17 protein-coding genes are annotated in these 17,788 nt (G+C 61.7%); 13 read left to right on the top strand and 4 right to left on the bottom strand.

Features of this window, described 5'->3' with window-relative positions:
* Nucleotides 1-81 precede the first annotated feature (81 nt).
* The 4 genes from hprK to ilvA all read right to left on the bottom strand — a co-directional run bounded on the left by hprK (nt 82) and on the right by ilvA (nt 4,368).
* A complete protein-coding gene (gene hprK, locus AC0V2Y_RS08850) occupies nt 82-1,017 on the bottom strand; it encodes an HPr(Ser) kinase/phosphatase (protein WP_034753337.1) in 936 nt (311 codons plus the stop codon).
* A gap of 36 nt (nt 1,018-1,053) precedes the next feature.
* Nucleotides 1,054-1,536 carry a PTS sugar transporter subunit IIA gene (locus AC0V2Y_RS08845; protein ID WP_034753339.1) on the bottom strand — a complete coding sequence of 161 codons (483 nt, stop codon included), beginning with the start codon at nt 1,534-1,536 and terminating at the stop codon, nt 1,054-1,056.
* Nucleotides 1,537-1,869: 333 nt separating this feature from the next.
* Nucleotides 1,870-2,712, bottom strand: a complete 843-nt coding sequence (gene queF, locus AC0V2Y_RS08840) for an NADPH-dependent 7-cyano-7-deazaguanine reductase QueF (RefSeq protein ID WP_475417118.1) — start codon at nt 2,710-2,712, stop codon at nt 1,870-1,872.
* Between the two features lie 120 nt (nt 2,713-2,832).
* Entirely contained in the window at nt 2,833-4,368 is a 1,536-nt protein-coding gene (ilvA, locus tag AC0V2Y_RS08835) for a threonine ammonia-lyase, biosynthetic (protein ID WP_034753344.1), read from the bottom strand.
* A 201-nt stretch (nt 4,369-4,569) separates the two neighbouring features.
* Between ilvA and AC0V2Y_RS08830 the strand changes: the two genes are divergently transcribed.
* From AC0V2Y_RS08830 to AC0V2Y_RS08770, 13 genes are all read left to right on the top strand, one after another.
* On the top strand, nt 4,570-5,061 hold the full coding sequence (locus tag AC0V2Y_RS08830; RefSeq protein WP_046682119.1) for a YqaA family protein: 492 nt from the start codon (nt 4,570-4,572) through the stop codon (nt 5,059-5,061).
* 258 nt (nt 5,062-5,319) lie between these two features.
* Nucleotides 5,320-9,360: a DUF3683 domain-containing protein gene (locus tag AC0V2Y_RS08825; RefSeq protein ID WP_475417119.1), complete on the top strand. Its 4,041-nt coding sequence runs from the start codon at nt 5,320-5,322 to the stop codon at nt 9,358-9,360.
* Nucleotides 9,357-9,800, top strand: coding sequence for an HIT family protein (locus AC0V2Y_RS08820; protein ID WP_475417120.1), 444 nt, complete (start codon nt 9,357-9,359; stop codon nt 9,798-9,800). Before AC0V2Y_RS08825 ends, AC0V2Y_RS08820 begins: the two co-directional genes overlap by 4 nt.
* Nucleotides 9,801-9,809: 9 nt before the next feature.
* Entirely contained in the window at nt 9,810-10,259 is a 450-nt protein-coding gene (locus AC0V2Y_RS08815) for a gamma-butyrobetaine hydroxylase family protein (protein WP_475417121.1), read from the top strand.
* A gap of 100 nt (nt 10,260-10,359) precedes the next feature.
* Nucleotides 10,360-10,704: a YciI family protein gene (locus AC0V2Y_RS08810; protein WP_475417122.1), complete on the top strand. Its 345-nt coding sequence runs from the start codon at nt 10,360-10,362 to the stop codon at nt 10,702-10,704.
* Between the two features lie 2 nt (nt 10,705-10,706).
* The gene (locus AC0V2Y_RS08805; protein WP_475417123.1) at nt 10,707-11,948 is read left to right on the top strand and encodes an RNA polymerase sigma factor; all 1,242 of its coding nucleotides are present in this window, start codon (nt 10,707-10,709) and stop codon (nt 11,946-11,948) included.
* 29 nt (nt 11,949-11,977) lie between these two features.
* The gene (gene ubiE / locus AC0V2Y_RS08800; RefSeq protein WP_034753359.1) at nt 11,978-12,712 is read left to right on the top strand and encodes a bifunctional demethylmenaquinone methyltransferase/2-methoxy-6-polyprenyl-1,4-benzoquinol methylase UbiE; all 735 of its coding nucleotides are present in this window, start codon (nt 11,978-11,980) and stop codon (nt 12,710-12,712) included.
* Nucleotides 12,713-12,743: 31 nt separating this feature from the next.
* Complete coding sequence (locus tag AC0V2Y_RS08795) at nt 12,744-13,682, top strand: Tim44 domain-containing protein (RefSeq protein WP_475417124.1); 939 nt, start codon at nt 12,744-12,746, stop codon at nt 13,680-13,682.
* Between the two features lie 152 nt (nt 13,683-13,834).
* Nucleotides 13,835-14,473: a ubiquinone biosynthesis accessory factor UbiJ gene (locus tag AC0V2Y_RS08790; protein ID WP_475417125.1), complete on the top strand. Its 639-nt coding sequence runs from the start codon at nt 13,835-13,837 to the stop codon at nt 14,471-14,473.
* Nucleotides 14,470-16,041 carry a ubiquinone biosynthesis regulatory protein kinase UbiB gene (ubiB, locus tag AC0V2Y_RS08785; protein WP_475417126.1) on the top strand — a complete coding sequence of 524 codons (1,572 nt, stop codon included), beginning with the start codon at nt 14,470-14,472 and terminating at the stop codon, nt 16,039-16,041. The genes AC0V2Y_RS08790 and ubiB overlap by 4 nt, the downstream gene beginning before the upstream one ends.
* A gap of 19 nt (nt 16,042-16,060) precedes the next feature.
* A complete protein-coding gene (locus AC0V2Y_RS08780; protein ID WP_475417127.1) occupies nt 16,061-16,663 on the top strand; it encodes a methyltransferase in 603 nt (200 codons plus the stop codon).
* A 91-nt stretch (nt 16,664-16,754) separates the two neighbouring features.
* On the top strand, nt 16,755-17,063 hold the full coding sequence (locus AC0V2Y_RS08775; protein WP_077398979.1) for an FmdB family zinc ribbon protein: 309 nt from the start codon (nt 16,755-16,757) through the stop codon (nt 17,061-17,063).
* 40 nt (nt 17,064-17,103) lie between these two features.
* On the top strand, nt 17,104-17,745 hold the full coding sequence (locus AC0V2Y_RS08770; RefSeq protein ID WP_077398981.1) for a DUF502 domain-containing protein: 642 nt from the start codon (nt 17,104-17,106) through the stop codon (nt 17,743-17,745).
* The last annotated feature ends 43 nt before the right edge of the window (nt 17,746-17,788 follow it).

Raw genomic sequence — 17,788 nt, 5'->3', positions numbered from 1 at the left:
TTGCTGCACGCGCCAACATTGTCGTCGGATTACGCGGGGCCTTGCCCCACCTCGGCGGCCCCGCTAATCCGACCTACGTTGTTAATCGCCACTCATGGCGAGGCGTTGCCGCTCCATGAACTCCTGCAAGGTATCGATGCCGCGCAGCTGCAGAATCGTGTTGCGCACGGCCGCTTCCAGCAGCACGGCGATGTTGCGGCCGGCGGCGACGGGGATGACGACCTTGCGCACGGGCAAGCCCAGCACGTCTTCCGTGGGGAACAGGAAGGGCAGGCGCTCGACTTCTTCCTCCAGCGCGTTGCGGCGCACCAGGTGCACGATCAGTTTCAGGCGCATCTTGCGGCGCACGGCCGTTTCGCCAAAGATGGCCTTGATGTCGAGTAAACCCAGGCCCCGCACTTCCAGCAGGTTTTGCAGCAGGGGCGGGCAGCGGCCTTCGATCATGTTCGGCGCGATGCGCGAGAATTCGACGGCGTCGTCGGCCACCAGGCCGTGGCTGCGCGAAATCAGCTCCAGCCCCAGCTCGCTCTTGCCCAGGCCCGAATCGCCCGTGATCAGCACGCCCACACCCAGCACGTCCATGAACACGCCATGCATGATGATGCGTTGTGCCAACTTTTTCGACAGGTAGACGCGCAGGAAGTCGATCACTTGCGCAGCCGGCAGCGGGGTCGAGAACAGGGGGATGTTTTGCTCGTCGCAGATGGCGAGGATGTCGGGCGGCGTTTCCAGCCCTTGCGCGATGATCAGCGCGGGCGGACCGCCGGCGATCAGTTCGCCGATCACGTGGGTGCGCGTGTTGACCTTCAGGCGCTGGTAGTAATTGATTTCCTGGTGGCCAAAGACCTGGATGCGGCCCGGATGGATCAGGTTCAAGTGGCCCACCTGGTCGGCGGCCGACGAGACGTCGCCCGAGATCAGGCGTTCGCCGCCGGGGAAGCCGGCGAACCAGCCCAGTTGCAGACTTTCACGATTATCGTCGTACAGGCGTTGTATCGTCAGCGGCGTTTGCAACATGGCAGTCTTCTTCAGGAGTGGAGGAATACCTGAAGTTTAACCCGCCGCTTGGAGACTGGGTTGCCAATTGACGATGCGCGAATGCACGGATTTCGGTTCCGGATCCGTGGCCAATGCCGTGCGGAAGGCGTCATCGGAAAACATTTCGGCGATTTCCGACAGGATTTCCAGATGTTGCTGGGTGACATGATCGGGAATCAGCAGGAAAAACAGCAGATTGACGGGTTTGCCATCGGGCGATTCGAACGGAATCGGCTCGGCCAGGCGCACGAAGGCGCCCAGCGGCGATTTCAAGGTCTTGCTGCCCTTGACCCTGCCATGCGGCACGGCCACGCCATGGCCCAGACCCGTTGAGCCCAGGCGTTCGCGGGCAAACAGATTGTCCGAGACGGTAGAGCGGGCGATGCCGTAATTGTTTTCGAAGATCAGGCCGGCTTGCTCGAAAGCGCGCTTCTTGCTGGAGACTTCCAGGTCCAGAAGGACGTTTTCGAGAGATAATATTTTGCTAAGATTAGTCATGACACTCAATGAAATGGTGCAATGCGCAGAGGGCTTGCGAGCCGAATTATAGGCCTGTTTTCGCGGCCTGTAACGCCAATTCTCAACAGTATACGCCCGCCGCGGGCGCAGTGGGCGCTATAGCCTATGTGGCCATCATTTTAGCAAAAAAATAACATCGGCGCGCATCGGCTATTTCTTGATTAAAAACACGCCGCGCGCCGGTTTTTCCGCCGCCGAATGCCGATTTTCCGATTTTTCAGCGTCTTTGACATGCTCTGCGGCACTACTGCAACGTTGTTTTAAAACACAGCCAACATTCCTGTTGGCATGGTTTTGGGGTGTTGCCTAGCGTTACTGGCGCGCATTGCGCAGATTGCCCGGCATCGCTCCCGTGCTGAAGTTGCTGCGCCAGGGATTGATGTCGAGGCCGCCGCGGCGCGTATAGCGCGCATACACGGACAGTTTTTGCGGCTTGCACTGACGCAAGATATCGACAAAGATGCGCTCCACGCATTGCTCGTGGAATTCATTGTGCTCGCGGAAACCGATCAGGTATCGCAACAGGCTTTCCTGGTCGATCTGCGGTCCCGCATATTCGATCTGCACGCTGCCCCAGTCCGGCTGGCCCGTCACCAGGCAATTCGATTTGAGCAAGTGCGAGACGAGTTTTTCTTCCACCGGCGCATCATCGAACGCCGCCTTCAAGAGCTGCGGCGAGGGTGTGTATTGCGTGATTTCCAGGTCCAGGCGGTCCAGCAGCACGCCGTCGAATTCGCCCATTTTCAGTTTGCCGAAATCTTCCTGCAAGGTCAGTTCCACTTGCACGGGCGCGCCGAAGCCCTTCGATAAATCCTGCTTGAGCAAGATCAACAGGGCTTCCGGGCTGTCCAGCTTGGTCTGGTTGAACGAGTTCAGGTACAGCTTGAACGATTTCGATTCGATGATGTTGGGCGAATCGGCCGGCGCGCTGACCTTGGCAATCGCCACCTGCGGCTTGCCGCGCTGGTTCAGCCACGACAATTCATACGCATTCCAGATATCGAGGCCGAAGAACGGTAATGTACCGTGCAGTTCCAGCTCGTCGCGCTTGCCCTGGCGCGGAATCGGAAACAGCAATTCCGGCGCGTAATCGGTGCGGTAGGCGGAGCTTTTGCCCAGGGGAGATTGTTCGGCGAGGTCGTTGGTGGTGGTCATGGTGGCGTGGCTACAAATTCTGTGAAGGGTGAATGGTAGCTTATTTCAACCCAAGGGCAAGGACCGGGGTCAGACCCGACGGGTCTGACCCCAGCATTTGCAGTAGGGTTACTTGCCAATTTAACCCAGGAACAGCTTATACACGGGATTGCTGCTTTCATCCCAGTAACGATACCCCAGGGTATCGAGGAAGCGGGCGAATTCTCCCATTTCATCGGGCGGCACTTGCAGGCCGATCAGGATGCGGCCCACGTCGCCGCCCTGGCTGCGGTAATGGCACAGGGAAATATTCCAGTTCGGCGCCATGCTGTCGAGGAAGCGCATCAGCGCGCCCGGGCGTTCGGGGAATTCGAAGCGGTACAGCAGCTCATCCTGCGCCAGGCGGCTCTTGCCGCCCACCAGGTGGCGGATGTGCGACTTGGCCAGCTCGTCGTGGGTCAGGTCCAGGGTCTTGAATTCGTGTTCCTCGAAGGTCTTCGCCAGCACGCTTGATTCATGCCGGTCGGCAATCTGGATGCCGACGAACACGTGCGCCGCTTTTTCATCGCTGATGCGGTAATTGAATTCCGTCACGTTGCGCGCGCCGATCAGCGAACAGAAGCGCTTGAAGCTGCCCCGCTGTTCGCGCATGGTGACGGCAAACACGGCTTCGCGGAATTCCCCCAGCTCGGCCCGTTCCGCCACAAAACGTAAACGGTCGAAATTCATGTTCGCGCCGCTGGCGATCGTGACCAGGGTTTCATTGTTGACGGGGTGCTTGGTCAGGCTGGCCCGTTCCACGTAGGCCTTGGCGCCGGCGATGGCCAGCGCGCCGGATGGCTCCAGAATGCTGCGCGTGTCCGTAAACACATCCTTGATGGCGGCGCAGATGGCGTCCGTGTCGACCGTGATGATTTCATCGACATACGCCTGCACCAGGCGGAAGGTTTCCTCGCCGGCCAGGCGCACGGCCGTGCCGTCGGCGAACAGGCCCACGTCGTTCAGGGTCACGCGTTCGCCCGCCTTCAGCGAGCGGGCCATGGCGTTCGAATCGACGCTTTGCACGCCGATGATCTTGATGTCGGGGCGAATCTGTTTCACGTAGGCGGCAATGCCGGCGATCAAGCCGCCGCCGCCGATAGGGGCGAAGATGGCGTGGATGGGCCCGGCGTGCTGGCGCAGGATTTCCATGCCGATCGTGCCCTGGCCCGCGATCACGTCCGGGTCGTCGAACGGGTGCACGAAGGTCAGCTTCTGTTCCTTTTCCAGGGTCAGCGCGTGGTTGTAGGCATCCGTGTACGACTCGCCGTGCAGCACCACTTCCACGTTCACGCCGCCGCGCCCCTTGACCGCCTCGACCTTCACCAGCGGCGTGGTGGTGGGCATGACGATGACGGCGCGGCAACCCATGCGGGCGGCCGACAGGGCCACGCCCTGGGCATGGTTGCCGGCCGAGGCGCAGATCACGCCGCGCTTGCGTTCCGCTTCGCTGAGCTTGGACATCTTGTTGTAGGCGCCGCGAATCTTGAAGCTGAACACGCTTTGCATGTCTTCGCGCTTGAAGTAAATCTGGTTGTTCAGGCGCTGCGACAGGGCTGGGGCCAGTTCCAGCGGCGTTTCGGTGGCGACGTCATAGACGCGGGCGGTCAGGATTTTCTTGAGGTAGTCGATGTTCATAGTCTGCAAGCAAGTGATTCTGGGCCAGAAAGGGTCTGGAGCGTGTCGGTCGATAGCGGCGGCGCGGCGGCGGATAGCCTGGCGACAATAATGCTTTGTGGAACTGCGGGCGGGTCTGCCTTTGCCAGCCGGCGCGATGTGTGCGGCGCCCAGGCTGCTCTTCATTATAATGGAGAGCCTTACCGCATCGCGAAGTGTTCCATGATCGAATCCGCAATCGCCTGGCTGCTGCAGCTGATCGCAGCACCGGAAGTCGGGCTGACATCGGTCTTTCTGATCAGCTTTATTTCCGCCACCCTCTTGCCGCTCGGCTCGGAGCCGGCCGTGTTTGCCGTCATCAAGGCCAATCCCGCGCTGTTCTGGGCCGCCATCGGCGTCGCCACCCTGGGCAATACCCTGGGCGGCATCGTCGACTACTGGCTGGGCTACCGGGCCAAGCAGGCGTTCGCCAAGGAGCGCGACACGCGCTGGTTCCGCTGGCTGGCCCGCTATGGCGCCAAGACCATGCTGCTGGCCTGGCTGCCTCTCGTGGGCGACCCCCTGTGCACCCTGGCCGGCTGGCTCAAGCTGCCGTTCTGGCCCAGCGTGGCCTACATGGCCATCGGCAAATGCGCGCGCTACCTGACCATGACGGGCTTGCTGCTCTACGTCCCCGATGGCGTATGGCACCGGATTGGTCAGATGCTGGCTTGAATGGGACGGCCTGCAACGCCAATTCACCCCGTTTTCGGGCAGTTCGATAGTTTGCGGCAAAGTGAGATTATTGGTATTTTTGCGTCAAAAAATCCAGGGGACTGGTTTTTTATTCATGCAAAAGAAGACTTTTCCATATTTGCTATGGTACTGGATGAGGTGCTTAAACCTTAGGCTGCCTAAGGCTGTTCCCGCATGGTGCGGCGCAATAAGATAAAATGGGTCTTTAGGGTCCAGTCCACATCGTCACCACACTCCATGAACGCTCCCGCACAAATCCAAGCTTTACTGGCAGAAACGCCGAATGGTCCCGCAGCAAGCCGCCTGCGCGAAATCCCGTATAACTACACGTCGTTTTCCGATCGCGAGATCGTCATACGCCTGTTGGGGGAGGACTCCTGGCGCCTGCTCGACGAGCTGCGCGGCGCCCGTCAGACGGGCCGTTCGGCCCGCATGCTGTACGAGGTGCTGGGCGATATCTGGGTCGTGCGCCGCAATCCCTACCTGCAGGATGACTTGCTCGACAATCCGAAGCGCCGCCAGGGCTTGATCGACGCCTTGCATCACCGCCTGGCCGAAGTCGACAAGCGCCGCCTGTCCATCGATGCGGCCGGCGGCGACGTGGCCGCCAGCGGCGAAACGCCGGAAGTGGCGCAGGCGCGCAGCCATAACGTGGAGCTGCTGCTCAAGGCTGCCAGCAAGGCCGTGGCCGATTTTGGCGACGAATTCCGCAAGACCTACGATTTGCGCAAGCGCACGGTCAAGGTGCTGGGCCGCTACACGGAAAAACACAATGTGCGCTTCGACGGCATGACGCGCGTGTCGCACGTGACGGACGCCACCGACTGGCGCGTGGAATACCCGTTCGTCGTGCTCACGCCCGACACGGAAGAGGAAATGGCCGGCCTGGTCAAAGGCTGTATCGAGCTGGGGCTGACCATCATCCCGCGCGGCGGCGGCACCGGCTACACGGGCGGCGCGATTCCATTGACGCCGATGTCGGCCGTCATCAACACGGAAAAGCTGATCACCCTGGGCGCCGTGGAAATGACGGTCTTGCCGGGCCTCACGCATGAATACGCGACGATCCATTCGGGCGCGGGCGTGATCACGAACAAGGTGTCGGAAGCGGCGGAGAAGGCCGGTTTCGTGTTTGCCGTCGACCCCACCTCGGCGCATGCATCTTGCATCGGCGGCAACGTTGCCATGAATGCGGGCGGCAAGAAAGCCGTACTGTGGGGCACGGCGCTGGACAACCTGGCCTCGTGGCGCATGGTCGACCCGAACGGCGACTGGCTCGAGGTCACGCGCCTCGACCACAACCTGGGCAAGATCCACGATATCGCGCTGGCGCGCTTCCAGCTGGAATGGCGCCACCCCAGCACGCGCGACGCGACGAAACCGAGCGCGCCGTTCAAGACGGAAATTTTGGAAATTCCGGGCCGCAAGTTCCGCAAGGAGGGCCTGGGCAAGGACGTCACCGATAAATTCCTCGCCGGCTTGCCGGGCATCCAGAAAGAAGGCTGCGACGGCCTGATCACGTCGGCGCGCTGGATCTTGCACAAGATGCCGAAGTTCGCCCGCACCGTCTGCCTGGAGTTCTTCGGCCAGGCGCGCGACGCGATTCCGTCGATCGTGGAAATCAAGGATTACCTGGACGGCTTGCCGGCGAAAGGCGAGCAATACACGAGCATCCGCCTGGCGGGTCTCGAACACCTGGACGAGCGCTACCTGCGCGCCGTCGGCTACGCCACCAAGTCGAAGCGGGGCGTGTTGCCGAAGATGGCCCTGTTTGGCGACATCGTCGGCGACGATGAAAACGCCGTCGCGCAAGCGGCCTCGGAAGTGGTGCGCATCGCCAATACCCGCGTGGGTGAAGGTTTTGTGGCCGTCAGCCCGGAAGCGCGCAAGAAATTCTGGCTCGACCGTGCCCGCACGGCGGCGATCGCCAAGCATACCAATGCGTTCAAGATCAATGAAGACGTCGTGATCCCGCTCAACCGCATGGGCGAATACACGGATGGCATCGAACGCATCAATATCGAGCTGTCGATCAAGAATAAACTGCAATTGGCGGAGGCCCTCAGCGAATTCTTTGCCAAGGGTAATTTGCCAGTAGGCAAGAGCGACGATGCATCGGATGACCGCGTCGACGATGCGGAAATGCTGGGCGACCGCGCCGAGCAGGCGCAGCAGTTGCTGGCGCAAGTGACGGCACGCTGGACCTATCTGCTGGCCCAGCTGGACCGTCCGCTGGTCGATGTGAAAGGCGAACTGGCTGAACTGGGTATGGAGCGCTTGCTGCCCGTGTTCGATGTGCGCCTGGAAACGCAGCCGAACGCCACCCTGTTCGACGTGGTGCAGGACCGCACCGTGCGCATCACGTGGAAGCAGGAAATCCGCGCCCAGCTGCGCCAGATCTTCAATGGCGCCGCCTTCAAGCTGATCCTCGACGAGGCCACGGCCATCCACGCGCGCATCCTGCGTAGTCGCGTGTTCGTCGCGCTGCACATGCATGCGGGCGACGGCAACGTGCACACGAACTTGCCCGTCAACTCGGACAATTACGAAATGCTGCAGGACGCCCACCAAGCCGTGGGCCGCATCATGATCCTGGCCCGCTCGCTGAATGGCGTCATTTCCGGCGAACACGGTATCGGCATCACCAAGCTGGAATTCCTGACGGAAGAAGAGATCGGCGACTTCCGCAGCTACAAGCAGCGCATCGATCCGGAAGGCCGTTTCAACAAGGGTAAATTGCTGAATCTGCCAGGCATGGGCGCCGACTTGCGCAATGCCTACACGCCATCGTTCGGTCTGATGGGCCATGAATCGCTGATCATGCAGCAAAGCGATATCGGCGCCATCGCCGACAGCGTCAAGGACTGCTTGCGTTGCGGCAAGTGCAAACCCGTATGCTCGACCCACGTGCCGCGCGCCAACTTGCTGTACTCGCCGCGTGACAAGATCCTGGCCACCTCGTCCCTGATCGAAGCCTTCCTGTACGAAGAACAGACGCGCCGCGGTATTTCCATCAAGCATTGGGAAGAGTTCGAGGACGTGGCCGACCACTGCACGGTCTGCCATAAATGCGTCACGCCTTGCCCCGTGAATATCGACTTCGGCGACGTGTCGATGAACATGCGCAATTTGCTGCGCAAGATGGAGAAGAAGAGCTTCAATCCGGGCACCAAGGCCACGATGATGTTCCTCAACGCTACCGATCCCGTGACCATCAACGCCACGCGCCAGGTCATGATCGGCTGGGGTTACAAGGCGCAGCGCCTGGGCCATGATCTGTTGAAGAAGTTTGCCAAGAAGCAAACCAAGGCGCCGCCGCCGTCGACGGGCAAGCCGCCCGTCAAGGCGCAGGTGATCCACTTCATCAACAAAAAGATGCCGGGCAACCTGCCGAAGAAATCGGCGCGCGCGCTGCTCGACATCGAAGACGACAAGGTCATCCCGATCATCCGCAATCCGAAGACGACGACGGCCGATACGGAAGCCGTGTTCTACTTCCCCGGTTGCGGTTCGGAACGTTTGTTCTCGCAAGTGGGCCTGGCCACGCAGGCGATGCTGTGGGAAGTGGGCGTGCAGACGGTCTTGCCGCCGGGCTACCTGTGCTGCGGTTATCCGCAGCGGGGTGCGGGCGAGTTCGACAAGGCCGAGAAGATGATGACGGATAACCGCGTCCTGTTCCACCGCATGGCCAACACGCTCAATTACCTGGACATCAAGACGGTGCTGGTGTCCTGCGGCACCTGTTACGACCAGCTGGCCACCTACCAGTTTGAAAAGATTTTCCCTGGCTGCCGCATCATGGATATCCATGAGTATTTGCTGGAGAAAAACGTCAAGCTGGAAGGCGTCAACGGCACGCGCTATATGTACCATGAGCCATGCCACAATCCGATGAAGCTGCAGGAATCGGGCAAGACCATCAATTCCCTGATCAGCACGGTAGACAACGTGAAGATCGAGAAGAATGACCGTTGCTGCGGCGAATCGGGTTCGCTGGCCGTCACGCGCCCGGACATTTCCACGCAAGTGCGTTTCCGCAAGGAAGAAGAGATGGTCAAGGGCGCCGACAAGCTGCGCGGCGACGGTTTCACGGGCGACGTGAAGATCCTCACCAGCTGCCCGTCGTGCCTGCAAGGCTTGTCGCGCTACAATGACGATTCGGGCACGACGGCCGACTACATCGTCGTCGAGATCGCCAAACACTTGCTGGGAGAGAACTGGATGCCGGATTACGTGAAACGCGCCAATGACGGCGGCATCGAACGGGTGCTCGTGTGACCTGCGATCTGTGCACACTGCTCGACGGCTTTGCCAACAAGCAGGGCTGTGAGGCCTTGCTGTGGCGCAGCGAGCGCCTGTCCGTGGTGGCCGTCAACGACCCTGCATATCCCGGCTTTTGCCGCGTGATCTGGAACAAACACGTGAAGGAAATGACGGATTTGACGCCCGGCGAGCGCAATTACGTGATGGAAGTCGTGTGGCAAGTCGAACTGGCCGTGCGGGAAGTGATGGCGCCGGAAAAGGTGAATGTCGCCAGTTTCGGCAACATGACGCCGCACGTGCACTGGCACGTGATTCCCCGCTACCGCGACGACGCGCATTTCCCGAACCCCAGCTGGGCTGTCGTGCAGCGCGAGACGGCGCCCGAGGTGCTGGCCGCGCGCCGCGCACTGTTGCCGGCCTTGCGCGACGCCATCCTTCAACGTTTATCCGCATAAAGTATTGTCATGACTGAAAAAGCAGCAACACCCCAACCCACCGGCTTGACCGTGCACAACCAGTCGCGCGTGCTCGACGTGGCATTCGACGACGGCAGCACATTTTCGTTGCCGTTCGAATACCTGCGCGTGTATTCGCCATCGGCCGAAGTGCAGGGCCATGGCAAGGGCCAGGAAACCTTGCAATTAGGCAAGCGACTGGTCGGCATCACGGGTCTGGAGCCGGTCGGCAACTACGCCGTGCAGCCCACTTTCAGCGATGGCCACAATTCCGGCCTGTACACCTGGGCCTATCTGTACAAGCTGGGCGCGGAGCAAGCGCCCCTGTGGCAGGACTACCTGGACCGCCTGGCGGCGGCCGGCTACCCGGGCGACAGCGGCCGCGACGCCAAGGCCGACATGACGGTCAAGCAATCTTCCGGCCATGTCCACGGCCCCAGCTGCGGGCATAAACATTAAGCTAAAAAAAAATAATGCTGTAATCTTGTCGGATTGCCGCTGCCCCGTTCGTCGTATGGATGCCCGCGCTTGCGGGCATTTTTCTTTTGGAGAACAGACTATGGAATACATGATCCTGCTCTACGCCGACGAGGCGCGTTTTGAAGCGATGGAGGAAGGGCAGATGGCCAGCCTGATGGCCGAGTTCGCAAGTTACACGCAGGCACTGGACGCGGCCGGCGTGCTGCGCGGCGGCGCCGAGCTGGCGCCCGTGCGCAGCGCCGCCAGCGTGCGTGTGCGCAATGGCAAGCCTGTCGTCACGGATGGGCCGTTCGCGGAAACCAAGGAGCAGCTGGGCGGCTACTATCTGCTGGACTGCGCCAATCTGGAAGAGGCGCTGGCCTGGGCCGGGCGTTGCCCGGTGGCATCCCTGGGAACCATCGAAGTGCGGCCCGTCATGGCGTGAGCATGGGCGGCGACGCCATTGCGGCCGTCGAGCATGTCTTTCGCCAGGAAAAGGGCAGGGTGTTGGCCGGCCTGATGCGGCGCTTCGGCGACCTGGGCCTGGCGGAAGATGTGTTGCAGGAAGCGTGCCGCAAGGCGCTGGAACTATGGCCGCAGGCGGGCATCCCGTCCAATCCCGCCGCCTGGCTCAGCTCGGTGGCGCGCAATGCGGGCCTCGACCATGTGCGCCGCGCGGGCAAGAGCGTCAGCGAGGCCGAGGCCGTGCTGTCCTGCCTGCCGGCCGCCATGCTTGATGAAACGCAAGCCATCGAGGACGACCGCCTGCGCCTGCTGTTCATCTGCTGCCATCCCGCGCTGGCGCCCGAGGCGCAGGTGGCGCTGGCCTTGCGCACCCTGTGTGGCCTGTCCACTGCTGAGATCGCGCGCGCCTTCGGCGTGGCGGAAGCGGCCCTGTCGCAGCGCCTGTTGCGCGCCAAACGCAAGATCGCCGAAGCGCGCATTCCCTTCGATTTGCCGCCGGAGCAAGAATTGCAGCCCCGACTGGCACAAGTCATGCACGTGATTTATTTGGTCTTCAGCGAAGGCTATTGCGCCAGCGGCGGCGATAGCTTGCTGCGCGCCGACCTGTGCGTGGAAGCGCTGCGCCTGGGGCGGCTGCTTGACAGCCTGCAGTCCGGCCAGCCGGAAGTGCAGGGGCTATTGGCCCTGATGCTGCTGCAGGCGTCGCGCGGTCCTGCCCGCCTGTCGCCGGAAGGTAACTTGCTAACGTTGGAAGAGCAGGACCGCGGCCTGTGGGATGCGGTCCTCATTGCTGAGGGACTGGCGTTGCTGGAACAGGCCTTGCCGGCGCGCGCGCCAGGGGTATATCAGCTGCAGGCCGCCATTGCCGCCTTGCACGCCCAGGCTCCCACGGCCAGTCAGACGGACTGGCGCCAGATCAACGCCCTGTACGGCGCCTTGCTGCGGCACAAGCCGGAACCCATGATTTTGCTCAACGCCGTGATCGCCTGTGCCATGGCGCACGGCGCCGAACACGGCCTGGCGTGGCTGGCGCGGCTGGAAGCCGTGCCCAGCCTGGCCAACTCGCATTACCTGCACGCGGCCCGGGCCGACCTGCTGCGCCGCCAGGGCGACCGGCCCGGGGCGCTGGCCGCGTATGCGCGGGCAGCAATGCTGGCGTCGAATGCGGTCGAAAGGCAATACCTTCTCCGGCGTCACGGGGAAATGCGCCTGCCGCTTGTATAATGCATGCAAGTTCAAACAGACTGCCTACCATGACCAATACGACCCATTTCGGATACAAAACAGTTGCAGAAGACGACAAAGTGCGCGAAGTCGCCAAGGTGTTCCATTCCGTCGCTGCCAAATACGACGTGATGAACGACTTGATGTCGGGCGGGCTGCACCGTCTGTGGAAGACGTTCACCATTGCCAACGCGGGCGTGCGCCCCGGTTTCAAGGTGCTCGACATCGCCGGCGGCACGGGCGACCTGTCGAAGGCATTCGCCAAGCAGGCGGGCCCTACCGGCGAAGTCTGGTTGACCGATATCAATGAATCGATGTTGCGCGTGGGCCGCGACCGCCTCTTGAATCGCGGCTTGCTCACCCCCACCTTATTGTGTGACGCGGAAAAACTGCCATTCCCCGATAACTATTTCGACCGCGTCAGCGTGGCCTTTGGCCTGCGCAACATGACGCACAAGGATGTGGCGCTGGCGGAAATGCGCCGCGTGCTGAAGCCGGGCGGCAAGCTGCTGGTGCTGGAGTTTTCCAAGGTGGCGGCGCCCCTGCAAAAGCCGTACGACCTGTATTCGTTCTCCGTCTTGCCGTGGTTTGGACAGAAAATCGCCGGCGACGCGGAAAGCTATCGCTACCTGGCCGAATCGATCCGTATGCACCCTGACCAGGAAACCTTGAAGACCATGATGGAAACGGCGGGCCTGGAGCGCGTGCAGTACTACAATTTGACGGCAGGCATTGCCGCTTTGCACACCGGTATCAAGATGTAATGCATCAACGTTGGTGATTTTAGGAGATGGAATGAAATTGAAGAAATTTATGGTCGGCATGATGCTGGCCGCGACCACGGTATCCATGCTGGGCGAGGCGCTGGCCCGTCCCATGGGCGGTGGCCGTTCGTTTGGCCGTCAGTCGCAAAACGTGGGTCGCCAGGCGCCCGCACCGGCACCCGCCCCGGCGCCGGCCGCCGCGCCGCGCCAGGCACAACCTGCGCCGGCTCCCGCACCGGCACCGGCCGCCAAGGCGCCGAGCCGCTGGAAAGGCTTGCTGGGCGGCGCACTGCTGGGCCTGGGTCTGGGCGCGCTGCTGTCGCATTTTGGCCTGGGCGGCGCCCTGGCCAGCATGATCAGCACCCTGCTGATGGTGGCCTTGCTGGCCGGCGTGGCCTTCTTCATCTACCGCATGGTGCGCGGCAAGCGCGACAGCAACGCCGGCAATGCGCCGTTCGCCGGCTTCGGTAACCAGCCTGCGCCGGCCGGCAATGTGCCCGACATCGGTTCGCGCATCCCGCCGCTGCCGCCGCTGCAACCCGTCTCGTCCGGCGTCGGCCTGGACAAGCCGGCACCGGCTGCCGCGCCATGGGGCGTGCCAGGCGACTTCGACAAGGATGCCTTCCTGCGCCACGCGAAAAGCAATTTCATTCGCCTGCAGGCGGCCTGGGACAAGGCTGACGTCAACGATATCCGCGAATTCACGTCGCCGGAAGTGTATGCGGAACTGCGCATGCAAATCCAGGAACGGGGCGCGCAGCCGGACTTTACGGATGTCGTGACCATCGATGCCGAACTGCTCGGTATCGAGACGAGCGTCAACGATTACCTGGCCAGCGTCAAGTTTACGGGCCTGATCCGTTCGGCGCCGGGCGCGGCGGCCGAACCGTTCGCGGAAGTGTGGAATATGTCGAAACCCGTCAGCGGCAACAGCGGCTGGGTCCTGGCAGGCATCCAGCAATTGAATTAATTGTAAAAACTTGCTGAATAATGGCTTAAGTCCATGCGGAATGCATGATGCTTGACAGATATTTCCTGCTGAACTGGTAAGATCGAAACCGCCCGCGTTGTTGTACGGGCGGTTTTTCATTTTTAGGGGCGCGTTTGGCGCGCAGGCACACGATGGCACCACTTTCCGATCTCTCCCTGATGACGCCCGTCATCGCGACTATCAACCATTTACTGGCGCAGGAGCCGTGGGCGCGCCAGCAGCTGGCCGTGCACGCCGGCAAGCTGGCCTGCATCGACACGGGCGCCGTGACCCTGCGCCTGCGCGTCGACAGCGCCGGCATGCTGGAGGCGGCACCGGCGGACGTAGTTGCCAATGTGACCATTCGCGTCAAATTGTCCGATGTGCCGCTGATCCTGCAAAACCGCGAGCGGGCGTTTTCCTACGTCAAGATCGAAGGCGATGCCGAGTTTGCCAATGCGATTTCGCAATTGAGCCAGGGCTTGCGCTGGGAAGCCGAGCACGACCTGGAAAAGATCGTCGGCCCCATGCTGGCCACGCGTCTCGTTGCCGGTGCGAAAGATGCCGCCGCCTTCGTGCGCACGGGCCAGCAAAAGCTGGCGGAAAACGTGGCCGAATATTTTCTCGACGAACAGCCCATGCTGATCCGTCCTGCTACCCTGCAAGAGTATTCCGCTGGCGTGACGCGCGTGCGCGATGACGTCGAACGCCTGGCCAAGCGTCTTGCCCGGCTGGAAAAGGCGGCCGCCGCCGTTCAGCCGCAGTCCTCCTCACCGGATTTGTCTACATGATATTGAAATTCCTGCGCCTGTTTAAAATCATCCGTGTTTCCATCAAGTACGGCCTGGATGAGATAGCGATTTCTGGTCTGCAAGTTCCCCGCACCGCCAAATTGATCGACACCCTGATTTTCTGGCGCGACCTGTCGTCGCCACGGGGCTTGCGCCTGCGCCTGGCACTGGAAGAGCTGGGCCCGATCTTCGTCAAGTTCGGCCAGGTGCTGTCGACCCGGCGCGACCTGATGCCGCCCGATATCGCCGAAGAACTGGCGCGCCTGCAAGACCGCGTGCCGCCCTTCGATTCCGACCTGGCCATCGCGCAGATCACCAAGTCGCTCGGTGCGCACCCGGATCAATTGTTTGCCAGCTTCGAGCGCGAACCGGTGGCGTCCGCCTCGATTGCGCAGGTGCACTTCGCCACCCTGAAAGATGGCCGCGCGGTGGCCGTGAAGGTCTTGCGTCCAGGCATGAAAAAGCTGATCGACGAAGACGTGGCCCTGATGCACATCGCCGCCGACTGGATCAGCCGGCTGTGGGCCGACAGCAAACGCTTGAAACCCAAGGAAGTGGTGGGCGAGTTCGACAAATACCTGCACGACGAGCTGGACCTGATGCGCGAGGCGGCCAACGCCAGCCAGTTGCGCCGCAATTTCGCCAACTCGGACTTGCTGCTGGTGCCGGAAATGCACTGGGATTACTGTTCCAGCAGCGTCATCGTCATGGAGCGCATGGTTGGTATTCCCGTGTCGCAGACGGACCGCCTGGTGGCGGCCGGCGTGGATTTGCGCAAACTGTCCAGCGATGGCGTGGAAATTTTCTTCACGCAAGTGTTCCGCGATGGCTTTTTCCATGCAGACATGCACCCGGGTAATATCCTCGTGTCGATCGCGCCCGACTCGTTCGGCCGCTACATCGCGCTCGACTTCGGCATCGTGGGAACGTTGAATGACTACGACAAGGATTATCTGTCGCAAAACTTCCTCGCCTTCTTCCGCCGCGACTACAAGCGCGTGGCCGAGGCGCACATCGAATCGGGCTGGGCGCCGAAAGATACGCGTGTCGATGAATTGGAAGCGGCCGTGCGCGCCTGCTGCGAGCCGATCTTCGACCGTCCGCTGAAAGATATTTCTTTTGGGCAAGTGTTGCTGCGGCTGTTCCAGACCTCGCGCCGCTTCAACGTGGAAGTGCAGCCGCAACTGGTGCTGCTGCAAAAGACCCTGCTCAATATCGAAGGCCTGGGCCGCCAGCTGGACCCGGAACTGGACCTGTGGCAAACGGCCAAGCCCTACCTGGAAAAATGGATGAGCAACCAGGTGGGGCCGCAAGGCTTCATGGAGCGCTTGCGCGCCGAGGCGCCCCGTTACGCGCACATCTTCCCGCAACTGCCGCGCTTGCTGCACCAGGCCTTGACGGTGCATGGCGAACCGCGCGAAAACGACGTGGAATTGATGAAAACCTTGCTGGCGGAACAACGCCAGACGAACCGCTTGCTGAGCTTTATCGTGTACTTCGTGGGCGCTTTCGCGCTCGGCGCGCTGGGCTTGCAAGTGTTCATGCGCTGGCATCAACTGCCGTTTTAACTGGATCAGGACGTAAGTGATGGCTGACTTCCACAACCGCGACCCGCTCTCTCCCGCCTTCTGGGACGAGCGTTTCGAGAAGCAATTCACGCCCTGGGACCATGGCGGCGTGCCGTCCCGCCTACGCAGCTTCGTGGCCGGCAGTCCGGCGCCGCTGCGCTGCCTGATTCCCGGCTGCGGCTCCGCGTATGAGCTGGTTTTCATGCTCGACCACGGCTGGGATGCCACGGCCATCGACTTTTCGCCGGCCGCCGTGGCCGCCGCGCGCGGGCAGCTGGGCGAGCGGGCAGGGCAGGTGGTGGAAGCGGATTTCTTTGCCTGGCAGCCGGCTGCGCCGCTGGACCTGATCTATGAACGGGCATTCCTGTGCGCCATGCCGCGCGCCATGTGGCCGCAGGTGGCGGCCCGCTGGGCGCAGCTGCTGGCGCCGGGCGCCATGCTGGCCGGCTACTTTTTCTTTGACGATAATGCCAAGGGGCCGCCGTTCGGCATTTCGCGTGTAACACTGCAGGAATTGCTGGCGCCGCATTTCGACTGCCTGGCCGACGAAGCCGTCGACGACTCCATCGCCGTCTTCGCGGGCAAGGAGCGCTGGATGAGCTGGCGCCGCCGGGCGGACTGAGCCTGACAGGCCGGGCGGACGGGCATTTTCCGCTGGGAATGGCGGAAAAGCTTTATAATTCAGGGTTTTTGATGATTTTCTCGGAGTAGAGATGCCGATTTACGCTTACCGTTGTGACGAGTGTGGTTTTGCCAAGGATGTCTTGCAAAAGATCTCCGATCCAGTACTGACGGTGTGCCTGTCGTGCGGCAAGCCCAGTTTCAAGAAACAATTGACGGCCGCCGGTTTCCAATTGAAGGGCACCGGTTGGTACGCGACCGATTTCCGCGGCGGCACGGCGCCCACCACGGCCATTCCGACGGGCCCGGCCGATAACGCCAAGCCTGCCCCGGCCGCCGAGAGCGCGCCTGCCGCGGCACCTGCGCCCGCCCCGGCTGCCGCTGCGCCGAAAGCGGACTGAAAAGCGCGCCGCGCCGATACGATCCATTACCGAGAAACCGATGCGTAAATACTTTATTACCGGATTACTGATTTTGGTGCCCCTGGCCATTACCGCCTGGGTCCTGAATCTGGTGATCAGCACGATGGACCAGTCGCTGTTGCTGGTGCCCGGCAGTACGCAGCCCAGCGTCTGGTTCGGCCGCCAGATTCCCGCGCTGAGCACCATTCCCGGCCTGGGCACGGTATTGACGGTGCTGATCGTGTTCTTCACGGGCTTGCTGACGAATAACCTGGTCGGCAATTACGTGGTGAAACTGTGGGAAAAATTGCTGCAACGCATACCCATCGTCAATTCCCTGTATTCGAGCGTCAAGCAAGTGTCGGATACCCTGTTTTCCCCGTCGGGCAATGCCTTCCGCAAGGCCGTGCTGGTGCCGTATCCGCACCAGAACTCCTGGACCATCGCTTTCCTGACGGGCGTGCCGGGCGGCGATGCGGCGAACCACCTGGTGGGCGACTATGTCAGCGTGTACGTGCCGACGACGCCGAACCCGACGTCAGGCTTTTTCCTGATGATGAAGCGCAGCGATGTCGTCGAACTCGACATGAGCGTCGATGCGGCGCTCAAATATATCGTCTCGATGGGCGTGGTGGCGCCTGCGGAAGTTGTTGCTGTACCGGCCCCGGCAGCCAAAGAATAAAGGCAGGCGTCCCATGCGGGACGTGGCCGGATTGAACACTCAC

This window comes from Janthinobacterium sp. BHSEK (assembly GCF_056174685.1).
This window is presented reverse-complemented; position numbering and strand designations above follow the sequence as displayed.